At 68.9% G+C, this 19195-nt stretch carries 16 protein-coding genes and 1 tRNA gene; 8 read left to right on the top strand and 9 right to left on the bottom strand.

The features are described 5' to 3' along the window. Positions 1–132: 132 nt before the first annotated feature. Entirely contained in the window at positions 133–825 is a 693-nt protein-coding gene (locus tag JK364_RS26945) for a hypothetical protein (protein ID WP_201853899.1), read from the bottom strand. Between the two features lie 47 nt (positions 826–872). On the opposite strand from JK364_RS26945, the gene JK364_RS26940 reads away from it, so the two are divergent. Continuing rightward, positions 873–1061 carry a DUF5703 family protein gene (locus tag JK364_RS26940; RefSeq protein WP_014059547.1) on the top strand — a complete coding sequence of 63 codons (189 nt, stop codon included), beginning with the start codon at positions 873–875 and terminating at the stop codon, positions 1059–1061. Between the two features lie 180 nt (positions 1062–1241). Here the strand turns inward: JK364_RS26940 and JK364_RS26935 are convergent, their stop codons facing one another. After that, positions 1242–2129 (bottom strand): chaplin, encoded by an 888-nt coding sequence (locus tag JK364_RS26935; RefSeq protein ID WP_201853898.1) that lies wholly within the window; start codon positions 2127–2129, stop codon positions 1242–1244. 397 nt (positions 2130–2526) lie between these two features. After that, positions 2527–3864, bottom strand: a complete 1338-nt coding sequence (locus JK364_RS26930; protein WP_201853897.1) for a M20/M25/M40 family metallo-hydrolase — start codon at positions 3862–3864, stop codon at positions 2527–2529. Positions 3865–4107: 243 nt separating this feature from the next. Between JK364_RS26930 and JK364_RS26925 the strand changes: the two genes are divergently transcribed. The 4 genes from JK364_RS26925 (at position 4108) to serA (ending at position 10009) form a co-directional block, all read left to right on the top strand. Next, a tRNA-Leu gene (locus JK364_RS26925) sits at positions 4108–4192 on the top strand. A 1627-nt stretch (positions 4193–5819) separates the two neighbouring features. Then, positions 5820–6965 (top strand): PLP-dependent cysteine synthase family protein, encoded by a 1146-nt coding sequence (locus JK364_RS26920; protein WP_201853896.1) that lies wholly within the window; start codon positions 5820–5822, stop codon positions 6963–6965. Then, positions 6965–8290, top strand: coding sequence for an MFS transporter (locus tag JK364_RS26915; RefSeq protein WP_201853895.1), 1326 nt, complete (start codon positions 6965–6967; stop codon positions 8288–8290). The genes JK364_RS26920 and JK364_RS26915 overlap by 1 nt, the downstream gene beginning before the upstream one ends. A gap of 129 nt (positions 8291–8419) precedes the next feature. Next, positions 8420–10009: a phosphoglycerate dehydrogenase gene (gene serA, locus JK364_RS26910; protein ID WP_201853894.1), complete on the top strand. Its 1590-nt coding sequence runs from the start codon at positions 8420–8422 to the stop codon at positions 10007–10009. Between the two features lie 677 nt (positions 10010–10686). Here serA and JK364_RS26905 read toward each other — a convergent pair. The 6 genes from JK364_RS26905 to JK364_RS26880 form a co-directional block, all read right to left on the bottom strand. After that, positions 10687–12384, bottom strand: coding sequence for a DUF1416 domain-containing protein (locus JK364_RS26905; RefSeq protein ID WP_201853893.1), 1698 nt, complete (start codon positions 12382–12384; stop codon positions 10687–10689). A 28-nt stretch (positions 12385–12412) separates the two neighbouring features. Next, positions 12413–13240, bottom strand: a complete 828-nt coding sequence (locus JK364_RS26900) for a sulfurtransferase (protein WP_201853892.1) — start codon at positions 13238–13240, stop codon at positions 12413–12415. Positions 13241–13382: 142 nt separating this feature from the next. Beyond that, positions 13383–14666, bottom strand: coding sequence for a M23 family metallopeptidase (locus JK364_RS26895; RefSeq protein WP_201853984.1), 1284 nt, complete (start codon positions 14664–14666; stop codon positions 13383–13385). 227 nt (positions 14667–14893) lie between these two features. After that, the gene (locus tag JK364_RS26890; protein WP_201853983.1) at positions 14894–15754 is read right to left on the bottom strand and encodes a F510_1955 family glycosylhydrolase; all 861 of its coding nucleotides are present in this window, start codon (positions 15752–15754) and stop codon (positions 14894–14896) included. Positions 15755–15891: 137 nt separating this feature from the next. Then, entirely contained in the window at positions 15892–16602 is a 711-nt protein-coding gene (locus JK364_RS26885; RefSeq protein ID WP_201853891.1) for a DUF305 domain-containing protein, read from the bottom strand. A gap of 86 nt (positions 16603–16688) precedes the next feature. After that, positions 16689–17141, bottom strand: coding sequence for a DUF6153 family protein (locus tag JK364_RS26880; RefSeq protein ID WP_201853890.1), 453 nt, complete (start codon positions 17139–17141; stop codon positions 16689–16691). A gap of 132 nt (positions 17142–17273) precedes the next feature. On the opposite strand from JK364_RS26880, the gene JK364_RS26875 reads away from it, so the two are divergent. Genes JK364_RS26875 through JK364_RS26865 form a run of 3 tightly spaced genes read left to right on the top strand, consistent with a single transcriptional unit; the run spans position 17274 to position 19088 of the window. Then, positions 17274–17831, top strand: coding sequence for a hypothetical protein (locus JK364_RS26875; RefSeq protein ID WP_201853889.1), 558 nt, complete (start codon positions 17274–17276; stop codon positions 17829–17831). Further along, complete coding sequence (locus tag JK364_RS26870; RefSeq protein ID WP_201853888.1) at positions 17815–18183, top strand: BlaI/MecI/CopY family transcriptional regulator; 369 nt, start codon at positions 17815–17817, stop codon at positions 18181–18183. The genes JK364_RS26875 and JK364_RS26870 overlap by 17 nt, the downstream gene beginning before the upstream one ends. After that, positions 18180–19088 (top strand): M56 family metallopeptidase, encoded by a 909-nt coding sequence (locus tag JK364_RS26865; protein ID WP_201853887.1) that lies wholly within the window; start codon positions 18180–18182, stop codon positions 19086–19088. Before JK364_RS26870 ends, JK364_RS26865 begins: the two co-directional genes overlap by 4 nt. Positions 19089–19195: the final 107 nt, after the last annotated feature.

Here is a 19195-nt window from a genome sequence, read left to right as displayed (position 1 = left end):
GTACGGAGCCGGGGTACGGAGCCGGGTGACCCGGTCCCGAGCGGCCCGGAGCCACCGCCGGGCCCGAGCCGCGCGGAACCGAGCGATCCGAGGGCAGACGGCCCCGGGCCGAGCGGCCCCGAACCCCAGACCTCAGCTGCCCGGTTCCAGGACCTCCAGGTCGTCCTCGTCCTCGTCCTCGAGCTCCTCGTCGTCCTCGAGCTCCTCGTCGAAGACCGAGCTCATGTCGAAGCGGCACACGACCATGTGCGGATCCGCCTGGTCGAAGGGGGCGGACAGCCACTCCCCCGGCTCCGGGGACTCCTCGGCCGCCACCACCCAGAGCGTGGAGTCGCCTTCCTCCAGGCCGAACTCCTTGTGCCGAGAGGCGATCTCGTCCGGCTCGAACTCGCCGAAGACCACCCCCAGCGCGGTGTGCACGCTCTCCCCGGCGGCCGCCCCGCCGCCCTGCTTGTCGTTCCCCGTGTCGATGTCCGGATCCAGGTCGGCGATCCGCTGCGCCTGCGAGAGCAGTCGCTGCGGTTCGGCGACGACATAGTCCCTGCGGATCAGCACGCTCAGCGCGCTCGGCTCCTCCGGCCCGGTGTAGGCGGGGAGGCGGTCGTCACCAGGGATCTCGAAGGGCGTCACCTCGTCGTAGGCGTCATAGAGCAGCTCGTCGTAGACCTCGGCTGCCGCGGCCAGTTCGTTGAACGCGGCGTAGACGGCCGGATCGCCTTCCCCCGACCGACGTTCGACAGCGTCGAGGTGACGATCCAGTGCGGCTTTCACCGCTTCGGCGGCGGCACGTACCTCGGCAGCGGATGGCTGCGCAGCATCAGACATAGTGCAGACGCTATCCGTAGCAGGGCAGTTCCCGCACAATAGATGCGATGCCGGAATACGAATTCTGTGATGTGTATGTGCCGCGCGGCGTTTCCCGCAAGGCCACTACCCGCCTGCTCACCGACCATGCTGAGTACGGACACTGGGAGTTGGATCGCTTGAGACTCAACCCCGACGGCAGCCGCAGGGTGCGATTGCGGCGCCGGATCATCCGCCAGCTTCGGGCGACCTGGTAGCGGGCCGGGACATGACCGAGCGGGCCCCGCCGACCGCGGGACCCGCCCGGAGTGATGCCACCATCACCCGGCGTATGGGATCCGGTGTGTGATGTGCGGCGCGCGAGGTGCGGTGCACGGTGGGTGATGCGATGGAGCCACCACCGGGCACCTGTCAGCACCCATCAGCGCGAGGTTTGATCAGCGCTGTGCGGCGCGGGCCCGGCGGTAGAGCACCGTGCCCGCCAGCAGCATGCCCGCGGCGGCCGGAATGGCCAGCCCGACAGGACCGGCACCGGTGTGCGCGAGCTGCTCCTTGCTGCCGAGGTTCGCGGACGGGTCGAGGCCGTGGGCTCCCGTGTGCTCGGCCTGGTGGCCCTGCGAGGAGTGCCCGGGCTGCTCCGAGCCACCACCGGGGTTCGAGCCCCCCGGGTTGCTCGGGTTGCCGGGGTTGCCCGGATTCCCAGGCTGACCCGGGTTTCCGGGGTTCCCAGGGTTGCCAGGGTTTCCGGGGTTGCCAGGGTTTCCGGGGTTGCCCGGGTTACCGGGGTTCCCAGGGTTACCGGGGTTCCCCGGATTGCCGGGGTTGCCCGGGTTCCCAGGCTCCTCCGGCTCCCCCGGGTTCTCCGGCACCGCCGGCACCGTCTCCCCGCAGTCGCCGCCGTCGCTGCTGTTCCCGTACCCGACCGCGCTGATGTTGTTCCCGCACACATTGACCGGGACGCCGATCGGGGCCTGGATGTTGTTGCCGGAGCCGATGCCCGACGAGTCGCTGCTGCTGCCCTGCGCCTGCGAGCCGCCGGACTGCGAGCCGCCGCCGGACGAGCCGCCCGAGCCACCGCCGGACCGGTCGCCGCACTCTCCCCCTCCGGCGCCGTTGAAGACACCGACGACGCTCACCGTGTTCCCGCACAGGTTCACCGGCACATGCACCGGCACCTGGATGTTGTTGCCCGAGACGACGCCCGGCGAGTACGCGGCGCCACCGTCGGCGCCCGACCCCGCCGCGTGGGCATAGCCGCCCGTCACGGCGAGAACGCCGCTGGCCGCGGCTACGGTGATCAGGCCCTTTTTCGCAACCTGTCGCATAACTGTCTGCTCCCCTAGCCTTCCGTCCCGGACGGAGCGCGCGCGGGCGATCTCGCCCGCACCCCCATCCCCGAGCGGCCCCGGAGCGCGCACACTCCGAAACCGCCCGGGATCACACCCCGGTGGACCGTGACCCGATGTCACGTGATCGATGCGGTAGTCGCCGAAGGCGGGGCACAGCACCACCCCCCTCGTCGGCATCGCGGCCCGGTTACGGGCCGCACACACCATGTAACGAGGAAGGAGCAATCAAGCTATCAAGCTACGACACCATTCACCCTTTTTGGTCCCTTCGGTATGTGTGATCGATTAGGCCGATCGGGTAAGCCCCTCGGCGAGCCCAGCAGGCCCAGCAGCTCCAGCCCCAGCGGCCCCTCAACAGACTCAGCAAGCAGACTCAGCAGGCGTCCAGGAACCGGTCCAGCACCCGCACACCGAACTTCAGCCCGTCCACCGGCACCCGCTCGTCGACCCCGTGGAACATCCCGGCGAAGTCCAGCTCCGGGGGCAGCCGCAGCGGCGCGAAGCCGAAGCAGCGGATGCCGAGGTCGTCGAAGGACTTCGCGTCCGTACCGCCCGAGAGGCAGTACGGCACGGCGCGGGCGATCGGGTCCTCGGCCTTCAGCGCCGACTGCATGGCCTCCACCAGCGCCCCGTCGAAGGTGGTCTCCAGCGCCTTGTCCGCGTGCACGTCCTCCCGCTTGACCCGCGGGCCGAGGATGCGGTCGAGGTCGACCAGGAACTCCTCCTCGAACCCCGGCAGGAAGCGCCCGTCCACATGCGCCGTGGCCTGCCCCGGAATGACGTTCACCTTGTAGCCGGCGCTGAGCATGGTCGGGGAGGCGGTGTTCTGGAGCGTGGCCCCGATGATCTTCGCGATGCCGCCCAGCTTGGCGAGCGTCTCGTCCATGTTCTCCGGGTCGAGCGGGGTGCCGAGCGCGTCGGACAGCTCGTCCAGGAAGGACCGTACGGTCTTGGTGACCCGCACCGGGAACTTGTGCCGCCCGAGCCGCCCGACCGCCTCGGACAGTTCGGTGATGGCGTTGTCGTTGTTGGTCATCGAGCCGTGACCCGCGGTGCCGTCCACCGTGAGCCGCATCCAGTGCATGCCCTTCTGCGCGGTCTCGATCAGATAGAGCCGCAGCTGCTCGTTGACGGTGAAGGAGAAGCCACCGACCTCGCCGATCGCCTCCGTCACGCCCTCGAAGAGCTCGGGGTGGTTGTTGACCAGGTGCTTGGCACCGTAGACCCCGCCCGCCTCCTCATCGGCGAGGAAGGCCAGCACGATGTCGCGCGGGGGCTTGCGGCCGCTGCGCAGCCGGTCCCGGACGACCGCGAGCGTCATCGCGTCCATGTCCTTCATGTCCACCGCGCCCCGGCCCCAGACGCAGTCGTCCACGACCTCGCCGGAGAAGGGGTGCTGGGTCCAGTCCTCGGCATTGGCCGGTACGACGTCGGTGTGGCCGTGGATGAGTAGCGCGGGACGGGACGGGTCCTCCCCCTCGATCCGCGCCACGGTCGACGCCCTGCCCTTGTGCGACTCGAAGATCTTGGGCTCGAGCCCCACCTCGGCCAGCTTCTCGGCTACGTACTCGGCGGCCGCGCGCTCACCGGGGCCGGAGTGGTCGCCATAGTTACTGGTGTCGATCCGGATCAGGTCACGGCAGAGGTCGACCACCTCGTCCTCGCCCTTGACCGTCCCGGTCGTCGTCGCGCCCGAAAGCGACTCACTCACGATGCCTCCTCGTCGTTGCGCTGCCGCGGAACGCCCAGCCACGGACCCCGCGGCAGGGGTCACCCGCCCATACTCCTCCGCCCGCCCGCCCAGCCCAAGGCGGCAATACCACCGTCATGCCCCCGTCACACAGCCCACCCACCCGGCCACCCCGGGAGCACGACCGCCCGTGATCGAGCACGTCCCGATGTTTGCTATGGTTTTCCCTGTCGGAACGGCCACGGGCCGACCGGCGGACACCTGGTCCGGGTGGCGGAATGGCAGACGCGCTAGCTTGAGGTGCTAGTGCCCTTTATCGGGCGTGGGGGTTCAAGTCCCCCCTCGGACACAGACGATATCCCCAACTTGTGCGGGTCGAGCGTTGCCTCGGCCCGCACGAGCTGTTTTCCGGGCTCGTAGATCAGCGGACGAGGCACACACGTTTCGCCGCGGGGGCATCGGCGATGTTCCACGGGCCGAGTGAGATCACGAGGCCGTCGACGGAGTCGTGAGGCGGATCACGTCTGGCGGGGGTCAGGTGATCGCGGCTCGTGCGAATGGCTGCCGAAGGTGGGGCCACCTGCCGTTTCATAAGAGCCGAAGCAACAGCCTGATCCATTGCGTGAAAAGCGTGTACAGCTGTTAACTCTGTGTTTCGTAGGGAAGTTTGCGCCGCGCCGCCGGGCAATGGATACGATCACGGCATGGTTACGGCTTGGTCGCGCTCCGGCATGCAATGGCTCCGTTCCGCGGGGCTACTGCGTCTGCTGTGGCCGACCGTGCTGGTGTTCGGCGTCCTGGTCACGCACGGCGCGAGCGCGGAGAGCGTCCAGGGGCACGCAGGGGTTGGTGCAACCGCGCCCGCACACGCGTCCGCCGTGATGCAGGAAGGTCACAGGGGGGCCGGAGGAGGCGGCGCCGTCGCGAGCGCGTCGCCTGACTTCGCGGCAACCGACGGCCAGCACGAGGGTGACGGTTCGCCCCACCCGGTTGAAGACTGCGTCTCCGGCCAGCCCCAGCAGGACCCGTATCTGGCCGCTCCAAGTCTGTCCACATGGGGCCGTGTGCCATCGACGCGCCCGTTTGCATTGGGGAAGTCCGACCCCTTCCGGTCGAAGTCGGCCGTTCCTTCGTTGACGGGTTCGAGAGTCTCCGTGGTGCAGCAGGTCTAGATTCCGGCGTGCCCGACTGGCCGCCGCTCTCCTGAGAGATGACAGACCCGCCCTGCCGGACGGGGCGGCCAAGTGCGGTCAGTTCCCGGCTCCCTGGACGTCCGTGGCCACGCTTCCACGCGTTGAACGGACCGCTCCTCGGCGCCTGCCTGCTCGGATGCCTGCTGATCCCGATCCGCCGCTCCCTCCCCACGCCGTGGGAGCGGCGGCCGCTCCCCGGAGGAACCGTGCCGTTACACCCCCTTTCCCACGCTCACATCAGCTGCCCGGCTACCAGGGCTCGGCTGCCGCGGCCGCTGGTCTTCGTCCTCGGAGTCCTGCTGCTGTGGGCGTTCGGCTGTTCTGCGACGCACGCTGACGACAGCCACACGCGGGGCCGACCCTCGGCCTCGGCCGGTCTCCCCCCGCTCGCGTCGGCAGACACCGAGCGTGCGATGCCCCGCGGACCGCATCCACACTCCGGTGCACATTGCGCGCCATACGTGGTCAGCCAAGTTCTCCCGCGTGCCCGGCAGTTGTTCACGGACACCGCGGTCATCGCCGACTTCGCCGGAGTGGCGGCCGGAGTGACCTCCGCCGTTGCCGGCCGGCGGTGGGTCGCTCGACACGGCGGAAGCAGACCCCGGATACGGCGTTCAGGCCGGTCCACCCTCGCCGTCGTCTGCCGGTGGCGGATCTAGACGGGCCTTCGCGGCCATCGACACGGGCCGCGCGTGCCGCCACCAGGTACCGAGGCGGATGCCTCTTGCTGGGCCGGACGGCGCGCCCGACGAAACCCCGTCACACCACCGATGAGAGCGGAAGATGCACCCGCAGACCACAACCGAGATCACACTTCCCGCCCGCTCGGCCCTGTCCGGGCTCGTGGGCGACACCCCGGTTCTCCGGATCTCCGATCCCCTCACCCTCGCTGACCGGGGGTTCTGGGCGAAGCTGGAGGGTTTCAACCCCGGCGGGATCAAGGACCGGCCCGGCCTGTACATGGTCGAGCGGGCCCGCGCCCGTGGTGATCTGCGCCCCGGCGCCAGGATCATCGAATCCACCAGCGGCACCCTCGGCCTGGGACTGGCCCTGGCCGGCATGGTCTACGGCCACCCCGTCACCCTGGTCACCGACCCGGGGTTGGAGCGGTCCATGACCCAGCTGCTGACCACCTACGGAGCCCAGGTCGACGTCGTCCCCGAACCCCACCCCACCGGCGGCTGGCAGCAGGCGCGGCGCGAGCGGGTGGCTCAGCTCATGGCGCAGCACCCCGACTCGTGGTGCCCCGACCAGTACAACAACCCCGACAACACCACCGCCTACACCCCGCTCGCGCTGGAGCTGGCCTCCGAACTGGGCCACATCGACATGCTGGTGTGCAGCGTGGGTACCGGCGGCCACTCCGCCGGCGTCTCCCGGGTGCTGCAGGCCCTGTACCCGGAGCTGAAACTCGTCGGCGTCGACACCATCGGCTCGACCATCTTCGGGCAGCCCGCCCGCACCCGGCTGATGCGCGGCCTGGGTTCAAGCATCTACCCCCGCAACGTCGCCTACGACAACTTCAGCGAGGTGCACTGGGTGGCACCGGCCGAGGCGGTGTGGACCTGCCGCCGGCTCGCCGCCTCCCACTACGCCACCGGCGGTTGGAGCGTCGGCGCGGTCGCCCTGGTGGCGGGTTGGCTGGCCCGCACCCTGCCCGCGGACACGAAGATCGCGGCGATCTTCCCCGACGGCCCGCAACGCTATCTCGGCACGGTCTACGACGACGACTACTGCGCCACCCACGGTCTGCTCCACTCCCCGCCGCCCGTCGAACCGGAAACCATCGGCCGTCTGGACGAGAAGGAAGTCAGCCGCTGGACCCGGTGCACCACCGTGGTCGACCCGCTCACCCTGTCCGATCCGGCACAGGAGCACGACGCCGCAGAGCTCGCTGAGTTCGACACCCGGGAGGAGGGAGACCGGTGATGGACCGGCAGTCACGTTCCGGGGGAACCTGGGCGCAGATGCGCTCCTACCCGCGCAGCGTCCAGTTGTTGATGGTGAACCAGTTCTCCATCAACCTCGGCTTCTACATGCTGATGCCGTACTTGGCCGCGCACCTGTCCGGCACGGTCGGGCTGGCCGGCTGGGCCGTCGGGCTCGTGCTCGGCATACGCAACTTCAGCCAGCAGGGGATGTTCCTGGTCGGCGGAACCCTGGCCGACCGGCTCGGCTACAAGCCGCTGATCATCGCCGGGCTGATGCTCCGCATCGTCGGCTTCGCGACCCTGGGACTGGTGGACGCGCTGCCCGCGCTGCTCGCCGCATCCGCGGCGACCGGGCTGGCGGGCGCCCTGTTCAACCCGGCGGTGAGGGCCTATCTGGCGGCGGACGCCGGGGAGCGCAGGGTCGAAGCGTTCGGGCTGTTCAACATCTTCTACCAGGCCGGCATCCTGCTCGGCCCACTCGTCGGCATGGTGCTCACCGGTGTCGACTTCCGCGTCGCCTGCCTGGTGTCGGCCGGGATCTTCGCGCTGCTGAGCATCGTGCAGCTCCGCAGTCTGCCCGCCCGCCGGGCCAATGACGCACCGACCACCAAGGGAAGCGGCCAGCAGGACGGCGTACTGTCCCAGTGGCGCACCATCGTGGCCAACCGGCCGTTCCTACTGTTCTCGGTCGCCATGATCGGCTTCTATGTCATGCAGTTCCAGGTCTATCTCGCCCTGCCGCTGGAAGTGCGGCGCCTGGGCGGCGACGGAACGTCCGGGACAGCGGCGGTGGCGATGCTCTTCGCCGTCTCGGGCCTGAGCACGATCCTCTTCCAGACCAAGGTGACCGAGTGGTGCAAGGCCCGTATGGAGCCGGGCCGGGCACTCGTCTGGGGGCTGTTCACCATGGGCGTGGCGTTCCTGCCCCTGCTGGTACCGACGGCCGTGCCCGTGCCGGAGGGCGGCGCGGGGCTGTGGCTGCTCGCGGCCGTCCCGCCCGCGCTCTCCGCTCTGCTCCTGGCGGTGGGGACGATGATCGCCTACCCGTTCGAGATGGACACCATCGTCCGGCTCTCCGGTGACCGCCTGGTCGCCACCCACTACGGGCTCTACAACACCATCTGCGGCGTCGGCATCACGCTCGGAAACCTGCTGACCGGGGCCTCTCTGGACGCCGTCCGCGCGGCCGGCGTCTCCGCGCTCCCGTGGATCACACTCTGCGCGCTCGGCCTGGCCTGTGCCGCCGCCCTGTACGGACTGCACCGTACCGGCCGCCTCGCGCCGCCGGTACGCGAGACACAGCCCGAGTCGGTGTCTGCCTGACCGATGCTCCTGCGGCAGGGGGGACGAGCTTTCCTTCGTCCTCCCTGCCGGCCATGCGTCGAAGCCGCCGCCGTATGCGGCCGCCGAGGCGGCCGTTCCGCAACGAACCAGTAGGGATTGAAATCCACCGTGAGCTCGAAACCTGTCGTACTCGTGGCTGAAAAGCTGTCGCCCGCCACTGTCGGCGCCCTGGGCCCCGACTTCGAGATCCGGCTCTGCGATGGCTCCGATCGAGCCGAACTCCTCCCCGCGATCGCGGATGTCGACGCGATCCTGGTGCGAAGCGCGACCAAGGTCGACGCGGAGGCCATCGCCGCCGCCAAGAAGCTGAAGGTCGTCGCCCGCGCCGGGGTCGGCCTCGACAACGTCGACGTCCCCGCCGCCACCAAAGCCGGCGTCATGGTCGTCAATGCCCCGACCTCCAATATCGTCACCGCCGCCGAGCTCGCCTGCGGCCTGCTCATCGCCACCGCGCGGAACATTCCGCAGGCCAATACGGCGTTGAAGAACGGCGAGTGGAAGCGCGGCAAGTACACCGGTGTGGAGCTGAGCGAGAAGACCCTCGGCGTCATCGGCCTCGGCCGGATCGGCGTCCTGGTCGCCCAGCGGATGTCCGCCTTCGGCATGAAGGTCGTCGCCTACGACCCGTACGTGCGGCCCGCGCGCGCCGCGCAGCTGGGCGTCGAGCTCCTCTCGCTCGACGAGCTGCTGGAGGTCTCGGACTTCATCACGGTCCACCTCCCCAAGACCCCGGAGACCGTCGGTCTGATCGGCGACGAGGCGCTGCACAAGGTCAAGCCCGAGGTCCGGATCGTCAACGCCGCGCGCGGCGGGATCGTCGACGAGCAGGCACTGGCCAGCGCGCTCAAAGAGGGCCGCGTCGCCGCCGCGGGTCTGGACGTCTTCGCCCAGGAGCCGTGTACCGACTCCCCGCTATTCGAGTTCGACAACGTCGTGGCCACCCCACATCTGGGCGCCTCGACCGATGAGGCCCAGGAGAAGGCGGGCATCGCCGTCGCCAAGTCGGTGCGGCTGGCGCTCGCGGGAGAGCTGGTCCCGGACGCGGTCAACGTCGAGGGCGGCGTCATCGCCGAGGACGTCCGCCCCTGCGTGCCGCTCGCCGCGAATCTCGGCCGGATCTTCACCGCCCTGGCCGGCGAGGTCGCGGTCCGGCTCGACGTCGAGGTGTACGGCGACATCACCCGGCACAACGTCAAGGTGCTGGAACTCTCCGCACTCAAGGGCGTTTTCGAGAACGTCGTCGACCAGGCGGTCTCCTACGTCAACGCACCACTGCTCGCGCAGGAACGCAGGATCGAGGTGCGCCACACCACCAGCTCGAAGTCCCCCGACCACCACCATGTGGTGACCGTCCGCGGCACACTCACCAGTGGTGAGCAGGTCGCGGTCTCCGGCACGCTGGCCGGCCCCAGGAACATCCAGAAGATCGTGTCGGTGGGTCAGCACACCATCGACCTCGCGGTCAGCGACCACCTGATCTTCCTGCGGTACAAGGACCGGCCCGGCATCGTCGGCACCGTCGGCCGCGTACTCGGCGAGTCGGGCCTCAACATCGCCGGCATGCAGGTCTCCCGGTCCGTGCCGGGCGGTGAGACGCTCGCCGTCCTGAACGTCGACAGCGACGTCCCCGCCGGCGTACTCAACGAAATCGCCCAGGAGACCGACGCCACCTTCGCCCGCTCGGTCACCCTCGGCTGACCCCATACCAAGGTCGTAGAACCCGGGCCGCTCACTGCTTCGGCGGTGGGCGGCCCTTCACCGGCGCGGTGGCGTCTGCGGCGGCCTGTACGCCCTTGCCGGTGACCGAATCGATCACGACCGTATCCGGCGAGTTAGGCAAGAGCGGGTGAAGGTCCCAACTCCTGGTTTCCTCTGGCCTTTCGGCCCACCGGCCTTCGCTTCTTGGATCATCCTTCTCCCGCCGTGGACTTCAGCCTTCCTTGCGGTTGGCCTACCGAACCGAGGCTTGGACCGCGTCGGGGTTTCCACGTTCCGCACCAGTAAGACGCGGCCGGGGTGGGCGCTCCCTCTATCCAGGGGAGGATCAGGTCGGGCTGGGTCTGCTCGACGGGTTCAGTCCGTAGAAGCAGCGGTGAGGGCATCGACCCCACCCGGACGGGACGCCGAATTCGGCGGCCCGTGCCGACGCACAGGGACTGGCCGAGTTACGGACCGTATCCATGTCATCGCTCTCGCAGGAGCGCGAGGCACCGTTTGCACTGCCCGCAGCGATCTCTTCGCGCGAGCCTTGCCCGCTTGGGCCGGCGAGGAAAGATCCGGGGTTGGTCCCGGCGCCGAGCCGAAAGGCCCCAATCGGGCCACTGTTCCGGCACGGACTCCGCCAGCCGTGCACCCGGGTATCGCGGAGCCAGACCCTATCGCTCTCGGGTCATGGGCTGCGCGTGCTCGAAGGCGTCGTCGATGAGTACGACCTGGCGTCCCGCGGCGGCCAGCAGCGAGGCCGCGATCGCGGCTCTGAAGCCGCTGTGGCAGTGCACCCAGGTCTCGGTGTCCGGTAGAGCGGGAAGGGTGCTGGGCAGTTCAGGCAGGGGTACGTGCCGGGCGCCAGGCAGGTGCCCGCGGTGCCATTCGCCGCCGTTTCTGACATCCAGGATCTCCAGCGGCCGCTCGGCGCGAGCAGTGGCGAGGGTGGGGAAGTCCGAGCGCGGGTAGGAAGCCAGTCGGGGCGGGCCCGCCCATTCCAGTGGGCTTCCGGCGGCGATGGCCGCGAGGTGGTCGAAGCCGATACGCAGCAGTTCGTGCCGGGCGGTTTCAAGTTGCTCAGCGTCGGCGGCCAGCAAGGTCACCGGGCTGTCGAAGGGCGCCAGCCAGCCCAGGTAGGTGGCGAGGGATCCGCGGGCGTCGACGTTGACCGCGCCGCGCAGGTGGAGGTGGGCGAAGTCGCCTCGCGGCCGGACGTCCACCACCCACTCCCCGGCCGCGATACGGTCGGCCAATTCGGTCGGTCCGGCGGAGGGTGGCGTCGCGAGCCCGGCCACGGGCGCCGGCCCGGCGGCGTTGATGGGTGCCATCCGGTTGTAGTACGCGGGGAAGGACTCAAGTCCGGTGAGGGCGCTGGAGACGAAGGCTTCCTCGGTGAGAGTGAACGCGGGGTTGGCGGTGCGTTCCCGGCCTATGGTCGATCGCTCGACCGCGCCGGCCGTCGCCGCTGTACAAAAGCTGCCGAACCCGTGGGTCGGCAGGACCACGGTGTCATCGGGGAGAACCTCAGCCAGGCGGCGGGCCGAGTGGTACTGCCGATGTGCCAGCGGCTCGGCCAGGTCCGCACCCATCAGGTCCGTGCGCCCGGTCGTGCCGTACAGCAGGGAACCCCCGGTGCATACCAGCCGGGGCGCCCTGTCGCGGGGCGCGAAGGCATAGGCGACGTGATGGTCGGTGTGCCCGGGTGTGGCGATCACCTGCATTTGCAGCTCGCCGACCTGAAGTTGGTCACCGTCGCGCACGCGTGCGGCGTCGAAGCCGAGCCCCGGTCCGGCGGGCACCGCGTAGAGAGCGTCGAAGCGGCGAGCCAGTTCGAGTCCCCCCGTCACGTAATCGTTGTGCAGATGGGTCTCCGCCACTGCGTCGAGCCGCAGATTCCGGGAGTCGAGCACAGTGGTGATCCGCTCCAGGTCCCGTTGAGGATCCACCGCGACCGCGGTCGAGCCGTCCGTGATCAGGTAGCTGCGGTTGCCCAGACTGAGCGTGGCGAGCTGGATGATCTCCAGCTCCTCGGGCAGTTGTGCCGACAGCCGCAGATCAGCCTCGGTGACCTGGCCGAGCTGGGCCTCCACCGGCAGCTCGGTGACGCCCCGCGGCGACAGGGCGCGCAGCACCCACCGCCCCGGCGTCACGTAGAAGCGGAACGTACCGGACGAGGCGGTGACCACCTCGCCGACGAACTCTCCCGCGGAGTCGAGAAGGCGGACCCAGGCGCCGGCGACCGGACCGCCGACGGCCACGACGCGGCCGGCCACCACGGTCCGGGTAGACGTGTCGAGCTCGGGCACCGCGGCCGCGTGACGTCGGTCACCGGCTGATACCGCTGGGCTCCTGGCCACTTCCGCTGCCATGCTCACGCTCCGTGAGGCCCCGGCTCGGTCACCTCTCGATGGGGACGCCGACCATCGAGCCGTACTCGGTCCACGATCCGTCGTAGTTCTTGACGTTCACATGGTCGAGCAGTTCGTGGAAGACGAACCAGGTGTGGGCGCTGCGCTCACCGATCCGGCAGTACGCGATGGTGTCCCGGTCAAAGTCGACCCCCGCATCGCGGTAGAGGTCACGCAACATCTCGTCCGGTTTGAAGGTGCCGTCATCGTTGGCCGCCTTCGACCACGGCACGTTCCTGGCAGAGGGGATATGACCACCTCGCTGCGCCGATTCCTGCGGCAGGTGGGCTGGGGCCAGCAGCTCCCCGGAGAACTCCTGCGGAGAGCGGACATCGATGAGGTTCTTCTCGCCGATCGCGGCCAGCACTTCATCCCGGAAGGCCCGGATCGAGAAGTCCGGTTCCTGGGCCGTGTAGTCGGTCCTGGGCCGCTGCGGCACTTCGGCGGTGAGCGGCCGGGACTGCAGTTCCCATAGCTTGCGGCCGCCGTCGAGCAGACGTACCCGGTCATGTCCGTAGATCTTGAAGTACCAGTAGGCATACGCGGCGAACCAGTTGTTGTTGCCGCCATACAGCACCACCGTGTGGTCAGGCGTGATGCCACGCTGTGACAGCAGCTCCTCGAACTGCCCGCGGTCAACGAAATCGCGGCGGACCGAATCCTGGAGGTCGTTCTTCCAGTCGAACTTCACCGCGCCACGGATATGGCCCTGCTCATAGGCGCTGACGTCCTCGTCCACCTCGGCGAACACCACGTGCGGGTCATCCAGGTGCTGCTCGGCCCAGTCGGCATCGATCAAAGAGTGCTCACGACTCATCGTCACCTCGCCACCCAGCGGATAACGCGGTCCGCTATATCGGGAGCGTACTAATTGAGCCATCTCTTGATTACAGGACAACTCTCATCGGTGCGGGTGTCAATTCCATAGTGGTAGCCCGCCAGCGCCGTGTCCATTGCTGTTACGTGGGGTCGAGGCCGTGACCGCGAAGCCAGGCCAATGGGTCTATCGCGTCGCCGCCGCCGGGATGCACTTCAAGATGCAAGTGTGGCCCCGACGAGTTGCCTGAGCTTCCCGCGTAGGCGATGGTCTCTCCCGCCTTGACATGGCCGGCGCGGATTTTGGCACTGGCGAGGTGGCAGTACCAGGTCTCGGTGCCATCGGGAGCGGTGACGATGACCATGTTTCCGTAGAACGGATTCCATTTGGCTTCGACCGTGCCGTCGGTGACGGCCATCACCGGGGTGTTCATGGGCACGGGGAAGTCGAGTCCGGTATGCCGGCTCGACCACATGGAGCCGGCCGCTCCGAACAGTTCGCCGACTCCTCGCTGTGCGACGGGAAGAGCGAACTTCGGGCGGAGCGCCTCCTTGCGTGCCGCTTCCGCCTTTCTGTGTGCGGCTTCGGCCGCCTTGCGCCTCCGCTCCTGCAGCTGACGTTGCTTGAGATCGATGCGTTGCTGCGTACGGCTGGCGCGATCGGCGAAGTCATCTGCGCCGCGAGTCACACCGGCGAGCTGCGCGTCGAGCTTGCCGTTGGCAGCCGACGGCTCGATGACCTGTGTCGCGTCCGGCGCGGCCTGTGTGGCCTTCTCATCCTGGTCGTCGACGCTGACGGAGACGGCCGCCGCTCCTGTGATGGCCATAACGACAGCGGACGGGACGGCGACGGTCAGGAGCGCGGATCGCCGGGCGGACGCACGACGGTTACGGACGTCGGCACGGCTCGGTCCGGGTGAGGCGATCCCCGCGTCCGCGGTGGCGTCCCGTGACTCGGAGTCTTCGAAGCATGCTGTGGAATCGACTCCAACGCGCCCTTGGCCGGTGGAGTCCTCCCACTGGGCTATGTACCCGCTCGGGTCTGCCGGGCCGAGGTCGGCCGCGGACGAGCTCATTTCCGCATGGCCGGGGGTGTCCCACATCGTGGTGGGGTCATAGCCGTAGGCGTTGCACGACAGCCGATGGTCGGGCTCGTCGTAAAGGGCGGCCGTGGTGTCGTACACGCTGGGCATCGCGCCGAACAGCGGGTCCTCGTCGTCGTAACCGCTGGATCTCACACCGCCGTGCTGGGCACCATCGTGGTAGTAGGCATGGTAGATCCCGTACGCGGCGTCGGGGGACTGGGTCCCGGCCGGGACCCAGTCCCCCGACGGCTGTCGCTCGTTAACCACTGGCTTCTCTTCTGTCTCGGCGGCGGGAGCACCGACAGCCACGACTGAGTTCGAGCGGTACGCGGCATCGGTCATCGTCAACGGGTCTCAGTACTCCAGCGAAGCCATCCCCTCGTGAGCAGGCGCCTGAGGTGGGAGCCAGACCTCAGAGCGAGGTCGTGGATCCGCCATACGGCTAATCTACTTAACAATATAGGGGATGGTCTCGGCAGAGGTGCTGTGTGACCCCGTCGACAGCAAGCCCGCGCCCCGCCTCCGCGGCAGGATTGTCGGCGCGGCCGACGTGGCGTTTCGTGGAGGGGTCAGTGGCCGCCGCTCGATTCGACGGCGAGGCGCTTGGTAAACGTCTTGCCGCCGTCCTTCGACTCGTACACGCCGCTCTGCGTCGCCGCCAGGACGCGCTGGGCGTCGACGGCGGTGAGCGCCTGAGGCTGTCCGCCGGGGACGGTGGCGAGCTTCTTCCACGTGGTGCCGCCATCGGTGCTGCGGCTCAGCCTGCCGGAGGTGTCGATGCCGTAGAGGGCGTTCGTGGCCTTCCAGGAGAGGAAGGCCATCACCGGCTGCCTGCCCTCGGCGAAGGTCTTGCCGCCGTCGGTACTGCGGGCGACTCCTTCCGCGGTGGTGGCGAGGACGAGGTCGGCGTCGTCCGGGTTGACCGCGATGTCGAGCGCCTGGAACGTGGCTCCGTCCGTCCAGGTGGTGCCGTCCTCGCTGGTGCGGAGCAGGCCGTTGGTGGAGTCGTAGCCGTAGACGGTGCCGTGAGCGTAGTCGAGGGCGTGGAAGTCGGACTTCCCTGAGAGGGAGAGCGACCTCCAGCTCCTGCCCGCGTCGGTGCTCTTGATCAGTCCCTTGTTGCCGGGACCGTCCGCTCCGGCGGTGGGGTGGCCGCTGGCGTAGAAGGTCTTGCCCTGGGCCACCGTGAAGCCCATGAAGTCGTCCTTGCTGTCGCCCACCAGTTTGGGATTGCCCTTGGAGCCGGGGGTGTAGATGCCTTCGTGGGTTGCGACGTACAGGCGCTGGTCGGACGGGTCCAGCCCGAGTCCGTGGATGTGGCTGACAGTCGTGGCGGCATCGGACGAGTCCGTGTCGCCGTCTCCGCTGGAGCAGGCGGCCAGCGCGAGGCCGAGGGCGACGGCGGTGGCTGCCTGGACGGCGCGGTGCATCTGCATGGGTCCTCGGGAGTCGTGGGGGCGGGCCGGGACATGACCGGGCACGGCCCGAGTAAGGAGTGTGTGGGCGTGACCGCCCCGGGCTCCCCGGAGTGACCGGCTGAGCCCGGAACGGTCAGCGTGTGATCGGATCAGAGCTTGTCGAGGATGCCCTGGAGCGTCTTGACCTCGGCGGTCTGATTCTTGACGACATCGTCGGCGAGCTTCTTCGCGGTGGCGTTCTTACCGCTCTTCTGCTCGTCCTTGGCCATGTCGATCGCCCCGTTGTGGTGGTCGATCATCATCTGCGCGAACATCTTGTCGAAGTCCGTGCCCTTGGCCGCCGTCAGCTCCTTCATGTCCTTGTCGGACATGATCCCGGGCATGCCCGACTTCTCGGAGCTGCCGGAGCCGTGGTCCATACCGGGCATGCTGCTGTCGGACCCGTGGTCCATACCGGGCATGCTGCCGCCCGACTCGGGCTTGCCCCATGCCTTGAGCCAGGACTTCATCGTCTTGATCTCGGGATCCTGAGCCTTCTCGATGTCCCCGGCGAGGGTCTTGATCTTGGCGTCCTCGGCACGCTCGTCGGCGAGCTTGGACATCTCGACGGCCTGCTCGTGGTGGGGGATCATCATCTGCGCGAACTTCACGTCCGCGTCGTTGAACGTGCCCGGTGCGGGGTTCTCCCCGGTGGTCGCGCTCGCCGAGGCGGAGCTCTTGCTCTTGCTCCCGTGGTCCATGCCGCTCATGTCGTCGTCGTTGCCACAGGCGGCGAGGACCAGGCCTGCGGCGGCAACGGTGCTGACGAGAGCGATGCGGCGGACGCGCGGACGCAGCGTGCTGCGCTTGATGGCGGTCATGTCGAAAACCTCGTGGTGTCTGTTCTGCGGAAAGTCTGTCGAACGGGGTGCGCGGGCAGCGCGAGCCGCCCGCGGTGGCGTTCGGCCTAGATCCGCAGGATTGACAGTCGAGCGAGGTCAGGTGGTCTGCGCGGAGGGGGATTGGGGCGCAGGACCGCCACGGCGGCATCGCGAAGCCGTGCCGGCCAGTCCGTCCCGCGGCTCAGAACCGCGCGGAGAAGACCGGCGAGAATCCACGTGCCGAGCACGGCCACGCACAGCGAGGCCATGTCCATACCCATGGCCGGGGAGTGGGAGGACGTCTTACTGTCCTGATGCGAGTCCGAAGAGTGCAAGGAGACGACAACGCCCTGCGGCGAGGGCATGCCGCCGCCTGGGTGGGCGGTCGTGGCCGATGCGTGAGCCGCTCCCATGCTCGTGTTGGAGGCGCTGTCGGGATGGCCCATCGAGTGCATCACGAAGACGCCCATCGCGAGCACGACGACGAGCAGCAAGTGCCCGAGGGCAGTTGCCGCTCGTACGTATCGGCTCACATGCACGTCGTGACTCCATCTGTGGTCGCTCCGCCGTCCGACATTACCGAAGCGGACCGGACCATGCTGGGTGGTTCGGGCGTAGGGGTGACCTACTAAGCTGTTTGGCAGTAATGGTAACGGCAGAGAGGCGGGCGCATGCGCACGTGGACGCCACAACAGTGGGTGGCGGCAGTGGCCGTGGCCCTTGTCGCCGGGGCCGCGATCGGTGTGCCGACCGGGGTCGTACCCACGCCTTTCTACACCCGGATGACCCCGGTGCTGTGGTGGAACTATCCGGTCTGGGTGGCGTCATCGCTGCTCATGGGACTGCTGGTGGCGACGTACATGAATGGGCCTCCGGCCGCGCGGGCCGATGGGCCGCGAGGGCGCCGGGCACTGCTCGCGGGCGTGCTGTCCGCGTTCGCCGTCGGCTGCCCGATCTGCAACAAGCTGGTGGTACTGGCCCTCGGGGTGAGTGGAGCCCTCTCCTACTGGGCCCCCGCACAGCCAGTCCTGGCCATGGCCTCGCTGGCGCTGCTCGCGCACGCCCTGGTGCGGCGTCTGCGTACGGCCGCCGCTTGCCCCGTGCCGAGCGCGCCCCCTCGTCAAGGCTCCGCAGGGGCCCAGGACTCTGCCCACTACGATGAGCGGTCACTGGTGCCGGAGGCTTCGCGTTCCGGGGGCGAAGGGAGCGATCGTGCGTCAGCTGGGTGAGCTCGAGGCGGAGATCATGCACCGCCTATGGGCCTGGGGGCGGCCGGCGACCACACGCGACGTACTGGTGGACCTCAGCAAGAAGCGGCCCATCGCCTACAGCACGGTGAAGACCGTGGCCGACATTCTGCACAGTAAGGGCATGCTGAAGCGGCACAAGGAGGGACGGGCCTGGGTGTACGAGCCCACGTGTACCCGGCAGCAGTACACGGCGTCGCAGATGCAGGAGGCGCTCGGTGGCAACCCGGATCCGGTCGGAACTCTGGTCAGTTTCATCGATCAGATCACGCCGGAAGAGGCGGACGCCCTACGCTCGGCTCTCCGAGCGGCCAAAAAGCGGAGCGACGCGTGATCACAGCTGTGGCATTGGCCGGATACGCGGCCCTGGTGGGCGCCGCGATGCCCCCTCTGCTGTCACAGGCACGGTGGCCCCACCGCGCTCCGGTCATAGCGGTCCTCGCATGGCAGGGACTCATGGTGACGTTCGTCGTCGCCACCGCGCTCACGGTGTACCACTTGGTCCTCACCGAGCAGCATGCGCACGAGGGTCTCCTCGGGCTGCTCAGCGTCTGCGGTCTGGCCGCCGACGCCCCGGTAAGCGAGTCCGCGCCCACCCTCGGGGACGCCCTGGCGCTCAGCGCCCCCGCCGTGATCGCGCTGCTGCCTCTGGGCTGGTTCGTGGTCTGCACCTGGCGGGCCCGCCGAGCGCGGCGGCGTCACCTCGACATGCTCGCCCTGGTCGGTGAGCCGGCCCCCGGATACGACGCCACGGTCGTGGACCATGACGCACCCGCCGTGTACTGCCTTCCCGGGCGTCGGTGTCGTGTCGTCATCACCCGGGGGGCCCTCGGCGTCCTGTCCGATGCGCAGCTGCGCGCCGTACTGGAACATGAGCGCGCCCATATCGAGGGCAGGCACCACCTTCTCCATCTGCTCGTGGACGCGTTCTCCCGCACCTTCCCCGGCCTGCCGCTCGCCCGGCACGCCAAGGAGCAGATCACGCTGCTGGTGGAGATGATCGCGGATGACAGAGCCCTGCGGAGCCACTCCAGGGACGCGCTGGCGACCGCCATGTGTGAGGTAGCCGCAGGGCAGGCGCCGCGGGGAACCCTGGGGGCCGGCGGGCCGGGTGCCCTCATCCGGCTGCGCCGCGTCCTCACACCTCAGCCCCGGCCGCACCGTGTGACGTGGCTGGGTGTCGTGGCCGCCAGTACCGCGGCTCCGCTGCTGCCGCTGCTGGTGGCCTGCGGACCCTGATCGCACCGGCCCCCACCCCACTCCTGTCCCGCACCTCCCGGGAGCCCCGGCCCGCCTTCCTGCGTGCACCAGGGGCGCCGCTCGGGCAGAGGCTCCCGGTTCGCGAG

It is taken from the genome of Streptomyces endocoffeicus, from assembly GCF_016741935.1.
Taxonomy (GTDB): Bacteria; Actinomycetota; Actinomycetes; order Streptomycetales; family Streptomycetaceae; genus Streptomyces; species Streptomyces endocoffeicus.
Note: the sequence above shows the minus strand (reverse complement) of the source record. Positions and strands in the feature narration are given on the sequence as shown.

Coding starts and splice junctions, on each gene's coding strand:
- JK364_RS26945 (WP_201853899.1), bottom strand. CDS start 825: ATGTCTGATGCTGCGCAGCCATCCGCTGCCGAGGTACGTGCCGCCGCC.
- JK364_RS26940 (WP_014059547.1), top strand. CDS start 873: ATGCCGGAATACGAATTCTGTGATGTGTATGTGCCGCGCGGCGTTTCC.
- JK364_RS26935 (WP_201853898.1), bottom strand. CDS start 2,129: ATGCGACAGGTTGCGAAAAAGGGCCTGATCACCGTAGCCGCGGCCAGC.
- JK364_RS26920 (WP_201853896.1), top strand. CDS start 5,820: ATGCACCCGCAGACCACAACCGAGATCACACTTCCCGCCCGCTCGGCC.
- JK364_RS26915 (WP_201853895.1), top strand. CDS start 6,965: ATGGACCGGCAGTCACGTTCCGGGGGAACCTGGGCGCAGATGCGCTCC.
- JK364_RS26905 (WP_201853893.1), bottom strand. CDS start 12,384: ATGGCAGCGGAAGTGGCCAGGAGCCCAGCGGTATCAGCCGGTGACCGA.
- JK364_RS26900 (WP_201853892.1), bottom strand. CDS start 13,240: ATGAGTCGTGAGCACTCTTTGATCGATGCCGACTGGGCCGAGCAGCAC.
- JK364_RS26895 (WP_201853984.1), bottom strand. CDS start 14,666: ATGACCGATGCCGCGTACCGCTCGAACTCAGTCGTGGCTGTCGGTGCT.
- JK364_RS26890 (WP_201853983.1), bottom strand. CDS start 15,754: ATGCACCGCGCCGTCCAGGCAGCCACCGCCGTCGCCCTCGGCCTCGCG.
- JK364_RS26885 (WP_201853891.1), bottom strand. CDS start 16,602: ATGACCGCCATCAAGCGCAGCACGCTGCGTCCGCGCGTCCGCCGCATC.
- JK364_RS26875 (WP_201853889.1), top strand. CDS start 17,274: ATGCGCACGTGGACGCCACAACAGTGGGTGGCGGCAGTGGCCGTGGCC.